The organism is Streptomyces cyanogenus (assembly GCF_017526105.1).
GTDB classification, from domain to species: Bacteria; Actinomycetota; Actinomycetes; order Streptomycetales; family Streptomycetaceae; genus Streptomyces; species Streptomyces cyanogenus.
Window position 1 is genome coordinate 3,673,634 of record NZ_CP071839.1, and the last position, 18,286, is coordinate 3,691,919.

Sequence of the window (18,286 nt, forward strand, 5' to 3'; positions counted from 1 at the left end):
ACGGCACCGGCACGCCGGGGCTCGACCGGCACCTCCAGATACCGACCGGCACCCCTAGGACCCACTCGTGGCAGGACGTTTCCCCCAGCGGCCCACACGCACGACCGTGCGCGGCGGACAGGTCGCCGCGCCCGCGGCGGCCGCTGCCGGGATACCGCGGCAGGCGGCGGTTCCCGCGCGGGTACGGCGGTGGGTGCCGGACGGGCCCCTGGACCTCGGGCTGACCCTCGGCCCGCTGCGGCGCGGGCCCGCCGACCCGACGTTCCGGGCCACGGCGGACGGCTCCGTGTGGCGGGCCTGCCGTACGCCCGCCGGGCCGGGCACGCTGCGGGTGCGGGCGTACGGCGGCGAGGTGCTCGGTGAGGCGTGGGGGCCGGGCGCCGAGTGGCTGCTGGAGCAGTTGCCGGAGCTGCTCGGTGCCGCCGACGATCCCGGCGCGTTCGTGCCGCGGCACCGGCTGGTGGCACTGGCGCGGCACCGGCGGCCGGGGCTGCGGCTGACCCGGACCGGGCTGGTGCTGGAGTCGCTGATCCCGTCCGTGCTGGAGCAGAAGGTCACCACCGACGAGGCGTACCGGGCGTGGCGGCGGCTCGTGCGGCGGTTCGGTGAGCCGGCGCCGGGGCCCGCGGGGTCGGGCGAACGGCCGATGCGGGTGATGCCGGCGCCGCGGACCTGGGCGCTGATTCCGTCCTGGGAGTGGCATCGGGCCGGGGTCGACGACAAGCGGGCGTCCACGGTTCTGCGGGCCGTGCGGGTCGCCGCGCGGCTGGAGCAGACGGTGGGGATGCCGGCGGCCGAGGCCCGGGCGCGGTTGGAGGTCGTGCCGGGGGTAGGACCCTGGACGTCGGCGGAAGTGGTGCAGCGCAGTCATGGGGCGGCGGACGCGGTGACCGTCGGGGACCTGCATCTGCCGGGCATCGTGGGCTGGGCGCTGGCGGGGGACCGGGACGCGGACGACGCGGAGATGCTGCGGTTGCTGGAGCCGTATGCCGGGCAGCGGCATCGGGCGGCTCGCCTGATCCTGCTGAGCGGGGCGGTACCGGCGCGACGCGCCCCCAAGATGCGCCGCGTCGACATCGGCTTGCTCTGACCCGCCGTCACGACACCCGAGCCCGAGCCGGCCGGGGGCCGGATCACTTAACGGGGCCGCCGCGCGGCAACGGTGCCTCGTAGCCGGCGGTGGGGCAGTTCCCCAGGGGCGCGGGGAACCGCGCGAGGAGCCCCCGGCGGGCCGCGCAGGACGACGGCGGGGGCGCTGGGCCGATGGGGGTCTGGTGGGCGCAGCCCCCATGGACGGCGCCCGGGGACCGGCCCGAGGAGAACTCGGGAGGTTACTGGTCGGAGGAGAAGCGGACGGCGCCCGACGGGATGTGGGCGTCGCACCACACCCGTACCCCCTCGCGGAGCTCGTTGTCGGCGCCCACGACCGCGCCGTCACCGATGACCGTCCCGGTGAGGACGGAACGCTCCCCGACGCGGGCGCGAGCCCCGATGAGGGAGTCGGTGATGACGGCCCCGGGCTCGATGACGGCACCCGCGAGGATGGTGGAGCCGAAGATCCGCGCGCCCTCCGCCACGAACGCGCCCTCGCCCACCACCGTGCCGCCCGTCAGCTTGGCGTCCGGCGCCACCGTGGCCGTGGGCAGCACGAGGCGGTCGCCGCGGCGGCCGGGCACGGCCGGGGACGGCGCGCGGCCGAGGACCAGGTCGGCCGAGCCGCGGACGAACGCGGCCGGGGTGCCGAGGTCCAGCCAGTACGTGGAGTCGACCATGCCCTGCAGATGCGCGCCCGCGGCCAGCAGGCCGGGAAAGGTCTCCCGCTCCACCGAGACCGGACGGCCGGCCGGGATCGTGTCGATCAGCGAGCGGCGGAAGACGTACGCCCCCGCGTTGATCTGGTCGGTGACGATCTCCTCCGGGGTCTGCGGCTTCTCCAGGAAGGCCAGCACGCGGCCGGTCTCGTCCGTGGGCACGAGGCCGTACGCGCGCGGGTCCGTCACCTTCGTCAGGTGGAGCGAGACGTCGGCGCCCGTCGACTCGTGGGTGTTCACCAGGGCCCTGATGTCCAGGCCCGTCAGGATGTCGCCGTTGAAGATCAGCACCGGGTCGTCCGGCCCGGAGTGCAGGCGGGCGGCGACGTTGCGGATGGCCCCGCCCGTGCCGAGCGGCTCCTCCTCCGTCACGTACTCGATGTGCAGGCCCAGCGCGGATCCGTCGCCGAAGTACGGCTCGAAGACCTCGGCCAGATAACTGGTCGCGAGGACGATGTGCTCGACGCCCGCCGCCCGCGCCCGTGCCAGCTGGTGGGTGAGGAACGGCACCCCGGCGGCCGGCACCATCGGCTTGGGCGTGTGCACCGTGAGCGGCCGCAGCCGGGTGCCTTTGCCGCCGACCAGGAGGATCGCTTCTGTCACCTGTCGTCTCTGCTTCCTGCCGGGACCGGCCGAACTTCTCGTGAACACTCGTTCCGGCCGGTCAGTGTATGCAGACCGTGCGACGACGCCCTCGATGGCCGCGCGGTGTCCCGCGAGATCGGCGTGCGGTTTCCCCCACCCGTCCCCCACCCGTCCCCCCACTCGTCCCCCGACGGCGGTGAACGCGGGCCCCGGCCTCAGCGCCCCTGGTACGTCGCCGCGCTGGAGCGGACCGTGCCGAGCTTGGCGTAGAGCCGCTTGCCGGGGCACTCGGTGGCGAACCCGTCGCGGTGGCCGGAGATGACGTTCAGTCGTACGTTCTTCCCCTTGGGGTAGAGATTGCCACCGCCCGACGTGAGATATGTCTTTCCGAGCGGATTGGCCCCATAGAGCCCGAGCTTCCACGCGGTGAGCCGGGCGACGGCCGTCACCGCGCTGCCCGACGGCTTGCTCGACGCGTACGTGCCGATCACCGCGATGCCCATGCTGTTGGTGTTGAACCCGAGGGTGTGCGCGCCGAGCACCGCCTTGGCCACGCCCCCGGCCCGGCCCTCGTAGAGGGTTCCGCACTTGTCGACGAGGAAGTTGTAGCCGATGTCCCGCCAGCCCATGCTCTTGACGTGGTAGCGGTAGATACCGCGGATGACGGACGGCGCCTGGGCGCAGGTGTACTTGTTGCCCGAGGCCGTGTGGTGGACGAAGGCCGCCTTGACCTTCTTCGTGTAGACGAACCCGCGTTCGCGCAGTGACTCGTCCGCGCCCCAGCCCCGGCGGGTGACGATCCGCGGGCGCGGCCCGATGTACGGCTTGCCCCGCGAGGAGTCGTCGAGCGTGGTGCCCTGGAGACGGCCCAGCTCCAGTTCGGTGGCCTTCCGGTCCAGTTCCGGGATCGCGGTGGCGCCGAACTCGGTGATGTCGGCGTTGGCGCCGGACGCGGCGATCGCGGCCTCCGTGTCCAGGGCGGTGCGGGGCGGGTCGTCGGCCGGCAGGGGCTCGGGCACCCTTTCGCCGGCCTCGCCGGCCTCCTTGGTCTCCCGGGCCTTGGCCTCCTTCGCCTCCTGCGCCTCCAGTGCTTCACCGGCCTCGTCGGCATCCACGGCGTCCGCGACGCCCGTGTCGCCTCCGCCCCCGCCGTCGCCTCCGTCCTTCCCGGGGTCGACCAGCTCCAGCCGCAGCCCCGCCGGCAGCGGCCGCGGGACTCCGGCACGCTTCCCGGACGCGCCCCCCGCCCCTTCCGCCTGCACCCGTACGTCCACGCCGTCCGACTCCCCCACCCACAGCGGCGCGGTCCCCCCGCGCACCCGGCGGGCCGAGCCCTCCGTCGCACCCGGGTCGGCGCCGTGGTCGGCGGTGTGCGTCTCGACGTCCTGCCAGCCGGACCACTCGCCCGTGGCGGCGGACCGCGTGCGCACCTGCACCCGGCCGCGCAACTCGGTGCCCGGGTCGTCCCAGACGACGCCGAGCAGCGCGAACCGTTCGAGGCCGGTGCGGTACAGCCCCTGTTCCGGGGCGGTGCCGAGGACGCGTTCCCGGGCGAGGGGGACGAGCGGCAGCGACCGGGTGCCGCCCGGAACGGCGGACCCGGCCGGTGCCGTCGCGGCGGTCGCCGGCAGGGCCGGGGCGAGCGCGACGGCCGCGGCGAGGCCGACGCCGATCGAGCAGGCGGTGAGCGGGGAGACGCCGGGACAGGAAGTGAGGAATCCACGCATGAGCATGATCTTGGACATAGTCAGACAAATATGTCCATCCGGAAACTGACGGGGTGTCGGGAGGCGTTCCGCCGAACCGGTGGCCCCACCGCCCGGCGCACCCGCCCGCCCGCGCGTACCCTGTCCCGGGTGAACGCCACCGATCGCACCCCTGCCGACCTGCTGACTTCCGCGCTCGCCACGGATCCCGGCCGCCCGCTGGTGACCTTCTACGACGACGCCACGGGCGAACGCGTCGAACTGTCCGTGGCCACCTTCGCCAATTGGGTGGCCAAGACCGCCAACCTCCTCCAGGGCGACCTCTCCGCCGGGCCCGGCGACCGGGTCGCGCTGCTGCTGCCCGCGCACTGGCAGACGGCGGTGTGGCTGGTGGCCTGTTCCTCGGTGGGCGCGGTCGCGGACGTCGGCGGGAATCCGGCGGCGGCCGACGTGGTGGTGAGCGGGCCGGACTCGCTGGACGCCGCGCTGGCCTGCTCCGGTGAGCGAGTGGCGCTGGCGCTGCGGCCGTTGGGCGGGCGCTTCCCGCAGACCCCGGCCGGTTTCCTCGACTACGCCGTGGAAGTGCCCGGACAGGGCGACCGGTTCGCCCCGTTCGCGCCGGTGGACCCGCAGGAGCCGGCGCTCATCGTCGCGGGGCGGGAGTTCAGCGGAGCCGAGGTCGTCGACCGGGCCGCTTCCGAGGCGGGCGCGCTGGGACTGACGGGACCGGGTTCGAGGCTGCTGTCCGGGCTGCCGTACGACACCTGGGAGGGGCTGAGCGCGGGACTGTTCTCGCCGCTGGCCGTCGGGGGGTCCGTGGTGCTGTGCCGGAACCTGGAGCGGCTGGACGAGGACGCGCTCGCCAAGCGGGTGGAGAGCGAGCGGGTGACGGCAGTACGACGGTGAGGGCGCGGCGGGGGCAGGGCCGCCGTTCCCCCGATCGGAGTAGTACAGGGCGCTTCCGGCCCCCTCCCCCGCCATCGTCGTAAGTGCAGGACGCGACGCTCGTACGCCGTGAGGGGATGGCCCCATCGTGACCGACACCGCAGGCAAGCCCCTCGGTCCCGGTCTCGGGTCGGGCGCCTCGGCGACCGGGGACGGCCTGACACGACGGCGGCGCCGGCGCAGGCTGCACGGTTCCGCGCTGGCGGCGGCCGTCCTGGTCGCCGCGGCCGGCGGCGCCGGCTGGGCCGTCTACGCGAAGCTGAGCGGCAACATCACCGCCGACGACGCCGCTGCCGCCGAACTCGCCCGGTACGAGCGGGAGCGGCCCACCGCGCTGGTGCGGGACGCGCAGAACATCCTGCTGATCGGGTCCGACACCCGGGCCGGGGACGGCAACGGCAAGTACGGCCGTGACCTCGGCAGCGAGCGGTCGGACACCACGATCCTGCTGCACCTGGCCGCCGACCGGCACAGCGCCACCGCCGTCTCGCTGCCCCGGGACCTGATGGTGGACATCCCGGGCTGCCGGCAGGAGGACGGCAGACGCAGCGACCCGGTGTTCGCGATGTTCAACCACGCTTTCCAGGTGGGCGGTTCGGCGTGCACGATCCGGACCGTCGAGAAGCTGACCGGCATCCGCGTCGACCACCACATGGTCGTGGACTTCAGCGGGTTCAAGGAGATGGTGGACGCCGTCGACGGGGTGGAGGTGTGCCTGAAGGAACCCGTCGACGACGCGGCGGCGAAGCTGAAACTGCCCGCGGGGAAGGTCACGCTCGACGGGGAGCAGGCACTCGGATTCGTCCGGGCCCGCAAGTCGCTCGGCAACGGCAGCGACACCGAACGGATGGAACGCCAGCAGCGGTTCCTCGGCGCGCTGGTCAACAAGGTGCAGAGCAACGACGTGCTGCTGAACCCCGTGAAGCTGTATCCGGTGCTGGACGCGGCGACCTCCTCGCTGACCACCGACCCGGAACTGGCCAGTCTGCGTGGCTTGTACCAGTTGGTGCGCGGGCTGCGTGACATCCCCACGGAACGGGTGCAGTTCCTGACCGTGCCGAGGGAGTCGTACGTCTACGACGCCAACCGTGATCAACTCGTGGAGCCGGAGGCCGAGAAGCTGTTCGCGCGGCTGCGGGCCGACCAGCCGGTGGTGGTGACCCAGGAGATTCCACAGAACGTTCCCGGGGCGGACACAGGGTCGGGCGGGCCGGACGGCCCCGCGCCCGCACCGACGTTTCGCGGGAACACCGCCGCCGAACAGACCTGTGAGTAAGGCGCTGGGTAAGAACCCGAACTTCCGTTCAGAAAATGAGGGGGATTGCCCGGTTGTAGGCAGGTGGAATTTGTCACCGGCGTCGCTCGACGCTGAACTGGGCGGATAGTGTGAGCGATCCGGTGCACCTGGCCGCGAGGTCCGACGGGCTTAGTCGGGGCCGTGCACTGATTCACCGAGACCCGAGCGCCTTGGAGGGGGAAGGCGCCGCGTGGCCCCGACGGAGGATTCGGACAACCGTGGACGCGCAAGGCCGTGGGCGGGCGGACAACATCGACCCCGCAGACCAGTGGGTATTCAATCCGAACACCGGCGAATACGAACTGCGACTGAGCCCTTCCGCAGCGCAGTCGCCGGTTCCCGGACCGCGTAGACCGTCCTCCCGGGACGGGGGCGGTGCGACGGGCGGCCGTACGCGGCAGCCGGCCGGGCAGAACCGGCAGTCCCCCCGGGCGCGCGGCACCGATGTGCCCGCGCCGCGCTCGGCCCGGCGCCGGGGCGCCGAACCGGAGCCGCCGCAGGGACGGCGCGCGTCCCGGCGGCCGGTCAAGAAGAAGTCGACGGCGAAGAAGGTGCTGCTGTGGACCGGCGGGTCCATGGCCTTCGTGCTGGTCGCCGTGACGGCCGCCGGCTACCTCTACATCAAGCACCTGAACGACAACATCACCTCCGTGTCCGACGACGGCGCCGGCACCGGCGGCTTCCGCAAGGACGAGGCGATCAACATCCTGCTGATCGGCACCGACAAGCGCACCGGCAAGGGCAACGAGGGCTACGGCGACTCGGGCAGCGTCGGCCACGCCGACACCACGATCCTGCTGCACGTCTCCAAGGACCGGTCCAACGCGACCGCGCTCAGCATCCCGCGTGACCTGATCGTCGACATCCCGGACTGCCCGACCCAGCAGGAGGACGGCAGCCGCAAGGTCATCCCCGGCTCGCGGGGTGTCCGTTTCAACACGAGCCTCGGGCAGGACGACCGTACGCCGAGCTGCACGATGCGCACGGTGACGGAGCTGACCGGGATCAAGCCGGACGACTTCATGGTCGCCGACTTCAACGCGGTCAAGACGCTGACCGAGGCGGTCGGCGGGGTCGAGGTCTGTCTGGCCAAGGACATCAACGACAAGGACTCGCATCTGAAGCTGTCCAAGGGCACGCACAACATCTCCGGTGAGCAGGCGCTGGCGTTCGTGCGCACCCGGCACTCCGTCGGCTTCGGCGGCGACCTGAGCCGGATCGGGCTGCAGCAGCAGTTCCTGAGCGCGCTGATGCGCAAGCTGAAGGGCAACTCCACGCTCAGCAGCCCGACGAAGATGCTGAAGCTGGCGGAGGCGGGCACCAAGGCGCTGACGGTCGACGACAAGCTGGACACCATCGGCAAGCTGAAGGACCTGGGTCTGGAGCTGGGCAAGCTCAACCCGAAGAACCTGACCTTCACCACGGTGCCGGTCGTGGACAACCCGGCGGAGAAGGTCAAGTCCACGGTCGTCCTCAACGGGTCGAAGGCCCCGGCGGTCTTCGAGGCCATCCGCAACGACGTCTCCTTCACCGACGTGAAGAAGAAGCAGAAGGCGGCCAGGAACGCCCAGGCCGCCCGGCTCAAGGGCACCAAGGCGCCCGCCTCCGAGGTGCGGGTGCGCATCCTCAACGGCGGGGCCGCGGCCGGCAGCGCCCAGGCGGTGCTCAGCTGGCTGCAGAACGACGAGGGCGTGACCAAGTCGGAGAACGCCGGCAACGCGCCCGCCCCGCTGGGCAGGACCACGCTGGAGTACGCGCCCGACCAGGCGGCCCAGGCCCGCCGGCTGGCCGCGATCATGGGGCTGTCCGGGGCCGCCATGAAACCGGGCAAGAGCGTGACCAACTCCCAGGGGCTGCCGGCCATGACGCTGACCCTGGGCAGGGATTTCAAGGGTGCGGGCGTGCCCCTCACGGTGCCGACGAAGGCGCCGGACGTCGACAAGTCCACGGCAGACAAGGTGAAGTGCGCCTCGTAGGTAACCCTATGGGCCCGTCAAGCGTCTAAACGGACGCGGGACGGGCCCGTTGCTTGGCGCAGGGTGGGGAGGGCAGGGAGTTTGGCGCAGAGCGAGGTGCGCGGGGAGGCTCCGGCGGTCGAGGACACGATGTCGCTCACGTCGCGGATCACGGACGCCCCGGCGCGTTCCGGCCGGCACGGCGGCCGACGGCGGGCCGGCGGTCCGAAGACCGACCGGCGGACACGCAGACGGCGGGTGCTGCGCTGGTCGGCGACCGTGCTGGCGGTGGTGATACTCGGCACGGCGGGGGCCGGATATCTGTACTACCAGCATCTCAACGGCAACATCCAGAAGGGCAAGCGCGCAGGCGGCGACGACTCCAAGGCGCACCGGACCGCCCCGAACGCGGCGGGCCAGACCCCGCTGAACATCCTCCTGATCGGCTCCGACAGCCGGAACTCCAAGGAGAACGTGAAGCTCGGCGGCAGCCGGGACCACGTCGGCGACCCGCCGCTCGCGGACGTGCAGATGCTCATCCACCTCTCGGCGGACCGCAAGAGCGCCGCCATGGTCAGCATCCCGCGGGACACCCGCGTGCACATACCCGAGTGCAAGGACGAGAAGGGCAAGGACTTCCCGCCGACGGACGACATCATCAACGTCACCCTGGCCCGGGGCGGAGCCGGCTGCACGCTGCTCACCTGGGAGGAGCTGACCGGGGTCTACATCGACCACTGGATGACGATCGACTTCGCGGGCGTGGTGCGGATGGCGGACGCGATCGGGGGTGTCGAGGTCTGCGTGAACCAGAACGTCTGGGACCACTCGACCCCCAGTCAGCGCGGCGGCTCCGGCCTGAAGCTGACCAGGGGATCGCACAAGGTGAAGGGCGAGCAGGCCCTCCAGTGGCTGCGCACCCGGCACGCCTGGGGCAGCGACCTGATGCGCGCCCGCGCCCAGCACATGTACCTGAACTCGATGATCCGCACGCTGAAGAAGCAGAACGTGTTCACCGACACCGGCCGGCTGATGGACCTGGCCGAGGCGGCCACCAAGTCGCTGAAGGTCTCCGAGGAGATCGGCACGGTCAAGAAGCTGTACGACCTCGGCATGGAGATGAAGTCGGTGCCGACCGACCGCATCACCAGTGTGACCATGCCCAACGTCCCGGACCCCGACGACCCGGACAACCACGTCGTGCCGGACAAGGCCAAGGCCGACAAGGTGTGGCAGATGCTCCAGGACGACGTGCCGTTCGACAAGAACGGCGGGAAGTCCGGCGGCAAGAAGGACGCGGGCAAGGACAAGCCGGCCAAGACCCCCTCGGTCGACGCGGCCCGGCTCGGCGTGCTGGTGCAGAACGCCACCCGGACCTCCACCGAGGCCGCGGTCTCGCAGCGGGCCTCGGCGATCGGCCAGGTGCTCGTGCAGAAGGGCTACGCCCGGGCGCAGGCCGACACCTCGGGGAGCCTGGCCGAGGACAAGACGATCGTGCGGTATCCGAGCGCGGACCTCGAAGGTGACGCCCAGGCCGTGGCCAAGGCGCTGGGCATCCCGATGAGCCAGGTGCAGAAGTCCACCGACGTGTCGGGGGTCACGGTCGTCGTCGGCGCGGACTGGCGCACCGGCACCGCCTATCCCAAGCAGTCCGCCCCGAAGGCCGGAGACCTGCCGGAGGGCACCGACGCCGCCAACGCCTCCGACAAGCCGACGTGCATGGACGTGTACAAGCCCTACCAGTGGCACTGACGGACCGGCGCAGCGCGAAGGGCCCCTCCTCGGACGGGAGGGGCCCTTCGCGGATCGTCAGACGGCGTCCAGGACCGCGGGCCGCCGGGAGGCGATGACCTTCCTCGCCAGCGACTTCGGGCTGGTCAGGAAGCCCCAGCCCCAGGACATGTGCATGGTGGCGAGGGCCACCGGGATCTGCAGCCGGGCCTTCGGGGACAGCCCCTTGCCGGCCGGCAGGGAGCCCGCGACGATCGCCGCCAGGTAGCCGCCGGGAACCAGGAAGCCCCACGGGGTCAGCGCCGCGCCGACGACCAGGCCCGCCGCTATCGCGCACACCGCCACCGGCGGGGCCAGGTAGCGCAGGTTGATGGAACCGGAGTGGTAGCGGGCGACGACGTGCCGCCAGCGGCCGTAGTCCTTGTACTGCTTGGCCAGCGCCCGCACCGACGGCCGCGGCCGGTACGACACCTTCAGCTCGGGCGAGAACCAGATGAGCCCGCCCGCCTCGCGGATACGGAAGTTCAGCTCCCAGTCCTGGGCGCGGATGAACTCCTCGTTGTAGCCGCCCTGCTGCTCCAGCGCCTCGCGGCGGAACACACCGAGGTAGACCGTCTCCGCGGGGCCGGCCTGGCCGCCGGTGTGGAAGGCCGCGTTGCCGACGCCGATCTTCGAGGTCATCGCGGCGGCCACCGCGTGCTCCCAGTCGTTCTCGCCCTCGGCGTGCATGATGCCGCCGACGTTCTGCGCGCCGGTCTCCTCCAGCAGGCGCACGGCGGTCGCGATGTAGTTCGGCGAGAGCATGCCGTGGCCGTCGACGCGGACCACGATCGGGTGCCGGGACGCCTTGATCGCCGCGTTCAGCGCGGCCGGGGTGCGGCCGGTCGGGTTGGGGACGGTGTGCACGCGCGGGTCGTCACGGACCAGCTCGGCGGCGATCTCGTCCGTGCGGTCCGTGGACGGACCGAGGGCGATCACGACCTCCATCTCGCCGGCGTACTCCTGCGCGAGGATCGCTTGGACGGCCCCGCGCAGATGCCGCTCCTCGTTGAGCACGGGCATGATCACTGACACGGCGGGGAGCCGCACGTCGGGCTTGGCGTTCATAGGAGCCTCACGTTACCGCGAACGGGGGACACGGATGCGCGCCGCCGGGGCTGCGACGCGGGCTGGAGATCGTATCGGCCTACTGTGCTCACGGATCCCACGTACGGCCTCGTCCGGAGGTGTCCTCCTTGCCCAGCCCGCCTCGGTCCCCCGCGCCTCCGCAACGCCGCCAGCCGCCCCGCCGTGTGCCGCGTCCGCCCGAGCGGCGGCCGGTGCGGTCCGTCCGGCCGCCGCGGCGGCGGCCCCGCTGGGCCATGCGGGCGGTCACCACGCTCTCGGTCGTGGTGCTCGCCTCCGCCGGGATCGGGCACGCGGTCGTCGCCAGTCTGGACGCGGGGATCGCCCGGATCGACGCCTTCAAGGACATGAAGAACCGGCCCCGGGCCGGCCACGGCATGAACCTGCTGCTGGTAGGCACCGACGGCCGCGACAAGATCAGCGAGCAGGACCGGCGCGCCTACCGGCTGGGCGGGCAGCCCTGCCACTGCACCGACACGATGATGATCGTGCACATCTCGGAGGACCGGGAGCGGGCCACCGTGGTGAGCCTGCCGCGCGACTCCTACGCCGAGATGCCCGCGCACACCGACATGAACTCGGGGCGGCGGCACGGACCGCACCCGGTCAGGCTCAACGCGGCCTACGCCGAGGGCGGCCCCCAGCTGACCATCCGCACGGTCGAGAACATGACCCACGTGAAGATCGACCACTATCTGGAGGTCGACTTCACCAGCTTCATGAAGACCGTCGACGTGCTCGGCGGGGTCAAGGTGTGCACGCCGACGCCGCTGAGGGACGCGTACACCGGGCTCGACCTCGGACCCGGCACCCACACCCTGCTGGGCGGGCAGGCGCTGCAGTACGTGCGCGCCCGGCACATCGACGGCGCAAGCGACCTGGGCCGGATGAAACGGCAGCAGCGGTTCCTGGCCGCGCTGCTGGAGCGGACGACCTCCTCCGGGGTGCTGCTGAACCCGATGCGGTTCCGGGACGTGACCCGGGCGGTGCTCGGCTCGGTCCGCGCCGACGAGGGCTTCGGCACCGACGAGCTGCTCGACCTCGGCCGCGCGATGCGGGACTTCTCCCCCTCCTCGTCCGAGTTCGCCACCGTCCCCATCGGACAGCTGAACTACCAGGTCAAGGGCATCGGCTCGACCCTGAAGTGGGACCCGGCCAAGGCCGACGAGCTGTTCCGGGCGCTGCGCGACGACAAGCCGCTCGCCGGGGAGCGTCCGCACCGGGACCCGGCGCGGACCGCGGTGCCGGTGGAGGTGGCCCCGGACACGATCCGGGTGCAGGTGGCGAACGGCAGCGGCACGGTCGGGCTGGCCAGGCGGGTCGACGCGGCACTCGCGGCGACCGGCTTCGCCACCACCCGCCTGCCGGTGACCGCGCCCGTCCGTGTGCCGCGCACGGTGATCTCCTACGACCCCCGCTGGGACCGCTCCGCCCGCTCCCTGGCCGCGGCCCTGCCGGGCAGCGAGCTGCGCGCGGTGCCGGGGCAGGGGCCGCTGCTGAAGGTGACGGCCGGCGCGGACTTCGCCGACGTGCGGAAGGTACGCAAGGTGCGGTTCGACGACCCGGCGCGGCCGGAGCAGAACGTGGTGCGGGGCAACGAGGTGGCGTGCTGAGCGCTCGGCCCGGAGCACCGCAGCACGCCGTGCGGCCCTCGCCCGGCGCCGCCGTACGGTCCGCGTCGAGTGCGCCCGTCCCGCCCGCGTGTGGTCCGCCGTCCAGTCCGTCGTCCCGTCCGCGTCCGGTCCGCCGTTGCGTCCGCGGCTAGTCGTCGAAGCCCTCCGCCGCCCGCTTCTCCCGCAGCTCACGGATCGCCCGGCGGCGGGCCAGGCGGTGGGTGCGGCGGATCTGGGCCTCCTGGTAGCGGCGGCGGTCCCGGTCGGTCTCCGGTATGACCGGCGGCACGCGGCGCGGCTTGCCGTCGGCGTCGACGGCCGCGAAGACCAGGTAGGCCGAGCCCACCTGGGTGGCCGGGTCCGACTCGTTCCAGCGCTCGGCGAGCACCCGGACGCCGATCTCCATCGAGGTCCGGCCGGTCCAGTTCACCTGCGCCTTGACGTGGACCAGGTCACCGACGCGGACCGGCTCCAGGAACGCCATCTCGTCCATGGACGCGGTGACGGCGGGACCGCCGGAGTGCCGGCCGGCCACCGCGCCCGCCGCGTCGTCGACCAGCTTCATGATCACCCCGCCGTGCACCGTACCCAGCAGGTTGGTGTCGTTGTGGGTCATGATGTGGCTGAGGGTGGTGCGCGAGGCTGAGGTGGGCTTGCCCGGGATGTCCGGATCCGTGCCCGTGACCTGGTCTGTCATGCCCTCCACCTTATGCCGACGGCGCATTCGCGGAATTTGTGTCGGGTTCGCAACAGCGGGGCCCTGATTTCCCGACATCCCTTGTCGAGCACGTATCGGCGCCCTGCACACTGGGGCGCATGAATGACTGGCCCGAGGGATGGTCCGACGACAACCGCGGCCCGCGCTACGGACGCGGCAGTGCCGGCGCACAGCCGGAGGGGGCTCGCGTGATGCGTCAGGTGCGGCGCGGCCCGGCGGTACCGCCCGGACCGCGCTCGGCGTACGGCGACCCCGGCCCGGCGGCGCCGCCGTACGGGGCCGGTGTGCCGCAGCAGCCGTCGTACGTGAACGGCAGCGGACGCGAGGAAGGCGCCGGCTACGGCGACTACGACAGCGGCTACAACACGGGCCAGGTCTACGGCAGCCCCGGCGGCCGGGGCCCGGGCGGCCCGGAAGGCGCGTCCACCCGTGCCCCGCGCCCCGCGCCGAACTGGCGGCGCCGGATCAAGTGGACGGCGATCACGCTGGCTACCGTGCTGGTCGTCACCTCGGTGGCCACCTACTTCTGGGCCGACTCCAAGCTGCGCCGTGAGGTGGACCTGTCGACGGTCATCGACCGGCCCGGGTCGGGGTCGGGCACCAACTACCTGATCGTCGGCTCGGACAGCCGTGAGGGCATGTCCAAGGAGGACGAGAAGAAGCTGCACACCGGCGGCGCCGAGGGCAAGCGCACCGACTCGATGATGATCCTGCACGTCGGCGACAACGGCGACACGCTCATATCGCTGCCGCGCGACTCGGACGTGGTGGTCCCGTCGTACAAGGGGTCGACGTCCGGGAAGGTGTACCCGGCGCGGGGGCGGCACGCGAAGCTGAACGCCACCTACGCCGAGGACGGGCCGACGCTGCTGGTCCGCACGATCGAGGCGAACACCGGTCTGCACATCGACCACTACGTGGAGATCGGCTTCCAGGGCTTCGCGAACATCGTCGACGCGGTGGGCGGCGTCGAGATCGACATCGACAAGGGCTTCAAGGACAAGTGGTCGGGCGCCGACTTCGAGGCCGGCAAGCAGACCCTGAACGGCCAGCAGGCGCTCGCCTTCGTCCGGACCCGGCACGCGTTCGCCGCGTCCGACCTGCAGCGCACCAAGAACCAGCAGAAGTTCCTGGCCGCCCTGGCCCACCAGGTGGCCACCCCGTCCACGGTGCTGAACCCCTTCAAGTTCTACCCGACCATGGGCGCGGGCCTGGACTCCCTGATCGTCGACAAGGACATGGGCCTGTGGGACCTGGCCTCGATGTTCTGGGCGATGAAGGGCGTCAGCGGCGGTGACGGCACCTCGATGAACATGCCCATCTCCGGCTCCTCCGGCGGCAACCTCGTCTGGGACAAGGCGAAGGTGAAGACGCTGGTGGACCAGCTGAACAACGACGAGAAGGTCACCGTCTCCGGCAACTGACGGCGGCGCGCGCGACGGTCCGAGGGCACCCCGCGGGGTGCCCTCGGCCGTGCGCGGTGGGCTCACATGGCGGCGCCCGCCATCGCCCGGCAGGTCTCCGCGCAGCGGCGACACGCCTCGGCGCAGCGCATCATCTGCTGGTCGTCCGGCATGGACATACACGCCTCGACGCACATGTCGCAGACCTTCGCGCAGAGCGCGCACATCTCGCCGGCCATGGGCGAGCGCCGCATCATCATGTCGGCGCACATGCGGGTCGTCTCGGAGCAGTCCATGAGCGCCCGCATGACCTGCATCTGCGCCTGGCCGCCCTGCTGCATGCAGGAGCTCATGGTCTCCTCGCACATGTTGTGGCAGTTCATGCAGGCCTCGATGCAGTCCTGCATCTGCTGCGTGAGGGCGGGCATCATCCCGGACCGGGACTGGGACTGGGTCATGGCTCCTCCTGGGAAGGCGGGTGGGCCCCGGGGCGGGCCCCGTGTGCTTCCGTCCTACGCCGCGGAGCGGTGTCCCGCACGTCGGGTTACGGCTTCCTGCCCAACGCGGAAAAGGCGCCCCGAGGGGCGCCTTTCGGGGGAGCGGACGCCTTACGGCAGGTTGCGGGCCATGACGATCCGCTGGACCTGGTTCGTGCCCTCGTAGATCTGGGTGATCTTGGCGTCGCGCATCATGCGCTCCACCGGGTAGTCGCGGGTGTAGCCGTAGCCGCCGAGGAGCTGGACGGCGTCGGTGGTGACCTCCATGGCCACGTCCGAGGCGAAGCACTTGGCGGCGGCGCCCAGGTAGGTGAGGTCGGAGTCGCCGCGCTCGGAGGCGGCGGCGGCCTGGTAGGTCAGGGCGCGGGCCGCCGAGATCTTCATGGACATGTCGGCGAGCATGAACTGGATGCCCTGGAAGTCGGCGATCGCCTTGCCGAACTGCTTGCGCTCCTGGACGTAGCCCTTGGCGTAGTCGAAGGCACCCTGGGCGACGCCGAGCGCCTGGGCGGCGATGGTGATGCGGGTGTGGTCCAGGGTCTTCATGGCCGTCAGGAAGCCCGTGCCCTCTTCGCCGATCATGCGGTCGGCGGGGATGCGTACGTTGTCGAAGTAGACCTCGCGGGTCGGGGAACCCTTGATGCCGAGCTTCTTCTCCGGGGCGCCGAAGGAGACACCCTCGTCCGACTTCTCGACCACGAAGGCCGAGATGCCCTTGGAGCGCTTCGAGGGGTCCGTCACGGCCATCACCGTGTAGTACTCGGAGACGCCCGCGTTGGTGATCCAGCGCTTGACGCCGTTGAGCACCCAGTGGTCGCCGTCGCGGACGGCCTTGGTCTTCATGCCGGCCGCGTCCGAGCCCGCCTCCGGCTCGGACAGGCAGTACGAGAACATCGCGTCGCCCTGGGCGAGCGGGCCCAGGTACTTCTTCTTCAGCTCCTCGGAGCCGGAGAGGATCACCGGGAGCGAGCCCAGCTTGTTCACGGCCGGGATGAGGGAGGAGGAGACGCAGGCGCGGGCCACCTCCTCGATCACGATGACCGTGGCGAGCGCGTCGGCGCCGGCGCCGCCGTACTCCTCGGGGACGTGCACGGCGTGCAGCTCGTTGGCGACGAGGGCGTCGAGGGCCTCCTGCGGGAAACGGGCCTCCTCGTCCACCGCAGTGGCGAACGGCGCGATCTTCGCCTCGACCAGCGAACGGACGGCGTCCCGGAGCATGTCGTGCTCCTCGGACGGGCGGTACAGGTCGAAGTCAGCCGATCCGGCCACGGTGTCTCACGCTCCAAAGACGCAGTGATACTGACGCTAATTACCGTTAAGTAACTGAATTTTAGAGCGCCGGCGTGAACACGCCTACGTGAGCTTGCTGACAGCGGAAAAAGTGCCCGCTGAGCGGCCCGACTATGCTCAGGCACCGCATGACCGAGCAGGACCGACGGACCGGAGCTGGAGCACACCCATGAGCCTGAAGATCACCGTGATCGGCACCGGCTATCTCGGCGCCACACACGCCGCGGCCATGGCCGAGCTGGGCTTCGAGGTGCTGGGCCTGGACGTCGTACCGGAGAAGATCGCCCTGCTGGAGCGCGGCGAGACCCCGATGTACGAGCCGGGGCTCGACGAACTGCTGCGCCGGCACGTGGCCGGGATCGAGGGCTCCTCGGGACGGCTGCGGTTCACCACGGACTGGGCCGAGGTCGGTGCCTTCGGCGACGTGCACTTCGTGTGCGTGAACACCCCGCAGAAGCACGGCGAGTACGCCTGTGACATGAGGTACGTCGACTCCGCGATCGCCTCGCTCGCCCCGCACCTGCACGGCCCGGCCCTGGTGGTGGGCAAGTCGACCGTGCCGGTGGGCTCGGCCGACCGGCTGGCCGCCTACCTCGCCGAGCACGCCCCGGCCGGCGCGGACGCCGAGCTGGCCTGGAACCCGGAGTTCCTGCGCGAGGGCTTCGCCGTCCAGGACACCCTGCACCCGGACCGGATCGTCGTCGGGGTGCGCAGCGAGCGCGCGGAGAAGCTGCTGCGCGAGGTGTACGCCGGCCCGGTCGGCGAGGGCACGCCGTTCGTGGTCACCGACTTCCCGACCGCCGAGCTGGTGAAGACGGCCGCGAACTCCTTCCTCGCCACCAAGATCTCCTTCATCAACGCGATGGCCGAGGTCTGCGAGGCGGCCGGCGGTGACGTGGCGAAGCTGGCGGAGGCCATCGGCCACGACGACCGGATCGGGCGGAAGTTCCTGCGCGCCGGTATCGGCTTCGGCGGCGGCTGTCTGCCCAAGGACATCCGGGCGTTCATGGCCCGGGCGGGCGAGCTGGGCGCGGACCAGGCGCTCACCTTCCTGCGGGAGATCGACTCCATCAACATGCGCCGGCGCGGGCAGATGGTGGAGATGACCCGGGAGGCGCTGGGCGGCGGTTCCTTCCTCGGCAAGCGGGTCGCGGTGCTCGGCGCCACCTTCAAGCCGGACTCCGACGACGTCCGCGACTCCCCCGCGCTGAACGTCGCGGGCCAGATCCACCTCCAGGGCGGCCAGGTGACGGTGTACGACCCGAAGGGCATGGACAACGCCCGCAAGGTGTTCCCGACCCTGGGGTACGCCGACTCGGCGCTGGAGGCCGCCCGGGGCGCCGACGTGGTGCTGCACCTGACCGAGTGGGGCGAGTTCCGCGAGCTGGACCCGGCGGCGCTCGGCGAGGCGGTGACGGCCCGGGTGATCCTCGACGGGCGCAACACCCTGGACCCGGAGCAGTGGCGGCGGGCGGGCTGGACGTACCGGGCGATGGGCCGCCCCACCGCATAACGCCCCACCGCATGACGCCCCACCGACTGAAGAACGCGGCGGCATCGGGTGACGCCGGTTCGGCCGAGGCTCAGTCGGCCGAACCGGCGTCTGTCCG

The 18,286-nt window shown here is 71.7% G+C and carries 14 protein-coding genes; 8 read left to right on the forward strand and 6 right to left on the reverse strand.

Translation table 11 applies throughout. The annotated features are described in order from the left end of the window. Nucleotides 1-67: 67 nt before the first annotated feature. A complete protein-coding gene (locus S1361_RS16375; protein WP_208032579.1) occupies nt 68-1,090 on the forward strand; it encodes a DNA-3-methyladenine glycosylase family protein in 1,023 nt (340 codons plus the stop codon). 241 nt (nt 1,091-1,331) lie between these two features. Here the strand turns inward: S1361_RS16375 and manB are convergent, their stop codons facing one another. Both manB and S1361_RS16385 read right to left on the reverse strand, forming a co-directional pair. Continuing rightward, a complete protein-coding gene (gene manB, locus S1361_RS16380) occupies nt 1,332-2,414 on the reverse strand; it encodes a mannose-1-phosphate guanylyltransferase (protein ID WP_208032580.1) in 1,083 nt (360 codons plus the stop codon). A gap of 197 nt (nt 2,415-2,611) precedes the next feature. Further along, a complete protein-coding gene (locus S1361_RS16385) occupies nt 2,612-4,123 on the reverse strand; it encodes a peptidoglycan recognition protein family protein (RefSeq protein WP_243769188.1) in 1,512 nt (503 codons plus the stop codon). A gap of 129 nt (nt 4,124-4,252) precedes the next feature. Between S1361_RS16385 and S1361_RS16390 the strand changes: the two genes are divergently transcribed. The 4 genes from S1361_RS16390 to S1361_RS16405 all read left to right on the forward strand — a co-directional run bounded on the left by S1361_RS16390 (nt 4,253) and on the right by S1361_RS16405 (nt 10,051). Next, nucleotides 4,253-5,008 (forward strand): TIGR03089 family protein, encoded by a 756-nt coding sequence (locus tag S1361_RS16390; protein ID WP_208032582.1) that lies wholly within the window; start codon nt 4,253-4,255, stop codon nt 5,006-5,008. 127 nt (nt 5,009-5,135) lie between these two features. Then, the gene (locus tag S1361_RS16395; protein ID WP_208032583.1) at nt 5,136-6,323 is read left to right on the forward strand and encodes an LCP family protein; all 1,188 of its coding nucleotides are present in this window, start codon (nt 5,136-5,138) and stop codon (nt 6,321-6,323) included. Between the two features lie 239 nt (nt 6,324-6,562). Continuing rightward, entirely contained in the window at nt 6,563-8,320 is a 1,758-nt protein-coding gene (locus S1361_RS16400; RefSeq protein WP_208032584.1) for an LCP family glycopolymer transferase, read from the forward strand. Nucleotides 8,321-8,449: 129 nt separating this feature from the next. Beyond that, the gene (locus tag S1361_RS16405; protein WP_208036627.1) at nt 8,450-10,051 is read left to right on the forward strand and encodes an LCP family protein; all 1,602 of its coding nucleotides are present in this window, start codon (nt 8,450-8,452) and stop codon (nt 10,049-10,051) included. A 57-nt stretch (nt 10,052-10,108) separates the two neighbouring features. On the opposite strand, the gene S1361_RS16410 is transcribed toward S1361_RS16405, so the two are convergent. After that, nucleotides 10,109-11,137, reverse strand: coding sequence for a glycosyltransferase family 2 protein (locus tag S1361_RS16410; protein ID WP_208032585.1), 1,029 nt, complete (start codon nt 11,135-11,137; stop codon nt 10,109-10,111). Between the two features lie 128 nt (nt 11,138-11,265). Between S1361_RS16410 and S1361_RS16415 the strand changes: the two genes are divergently transcribed. Next, the gene (locus S1361_RS16415; RefSeq protein WP_481906719.1) at nt 11,266-12,768 is read left to right on the forward strand and encodes an LCP family protein; all 1,503 of its coding nucleotides are present in this window, start codon (nt 11,266-11,268) and stop codon (nt 12,766-12,768) included. A 148-nt stretch (nt 12,769-12,916) separates the two neighbouring features. On the opposite strand, the gene S1361_RS16420 is transcribed toward S1361_RS16415, so the two are convergent. Next, entirely contained in the window at nt 12,917-13,492 is a 576-nt protein-coding gene (locus tag S1361_RS16420) for an acyl-CoA thioesterase (protein WP_208032587.1), read from the reverse strand. 92 nt (nt 13,493-13,584) lie between these two features. Here S1361_RS16420 and S1361_RS16425 point away from each other — a divergent pair, with 92 nt between their 5' ends. Continuing rightward, nucleotides 13,585-14,910, forward strand: coding sequence for an LCP family protein (locus tag S1361_RS16425; RefSeq protein WP_208032588.1), 1,326 nt, complete (start codon nt 13,585-13,587; stop codon nt 14,908-14,910). A 62-nt stretch (nt 14,911-14,972) separates the two neighbouring features. On the opposite strand, the gene S1361_RS16430 is transcribed toward S1361_RS16425, so the two are convergent. Together S1361_RS16430 and S1361_RS16435 are read right to left on the reverse strand one after the other, a co-directional pair. Then, entirely contained in the window at nt 14,973-15,347 is a 375-nt protein-coding gene (locus S1361_RS16430) for a four-helix bundle copper-binding protein (protein WP_208032589.1), read from the reverse strand. 150 nt (nt 15,348-15,497) lie between these two features. Further along, nucleotides 15,498-16,655 (reverse strand): acyl-CoA dehydrogenase, encoded by a 1,158-nt coding sequence (locus tag S1361_RS16435; RefSeq protein ID WP_279577614.1) that lies wholly within the window; start codon nt 16,653-16,655, stop codon nt 15,498-15,500. Nucleotides 16,656-16,845: 190 nt separating this feature from the next. Here S1361_RS16435 and S1361_RS16440 point away from each other — a divergent pair, with 190 nt between their 5' ends. Beyond that, nucleotides 16,846-18,189, forward strand: a complete 1,344-nt coding sequence (locus tag S1361_RS16440) for a UDP-glucose dehydrogenase family protein (RefSeq protein ID WP_208032590.1) — start codon at nt 16,846-16,848, stop codon at nt 18,187-18,189. Nucleotides 18,190-18,286 lie beyond the last annotated feature (97 nt).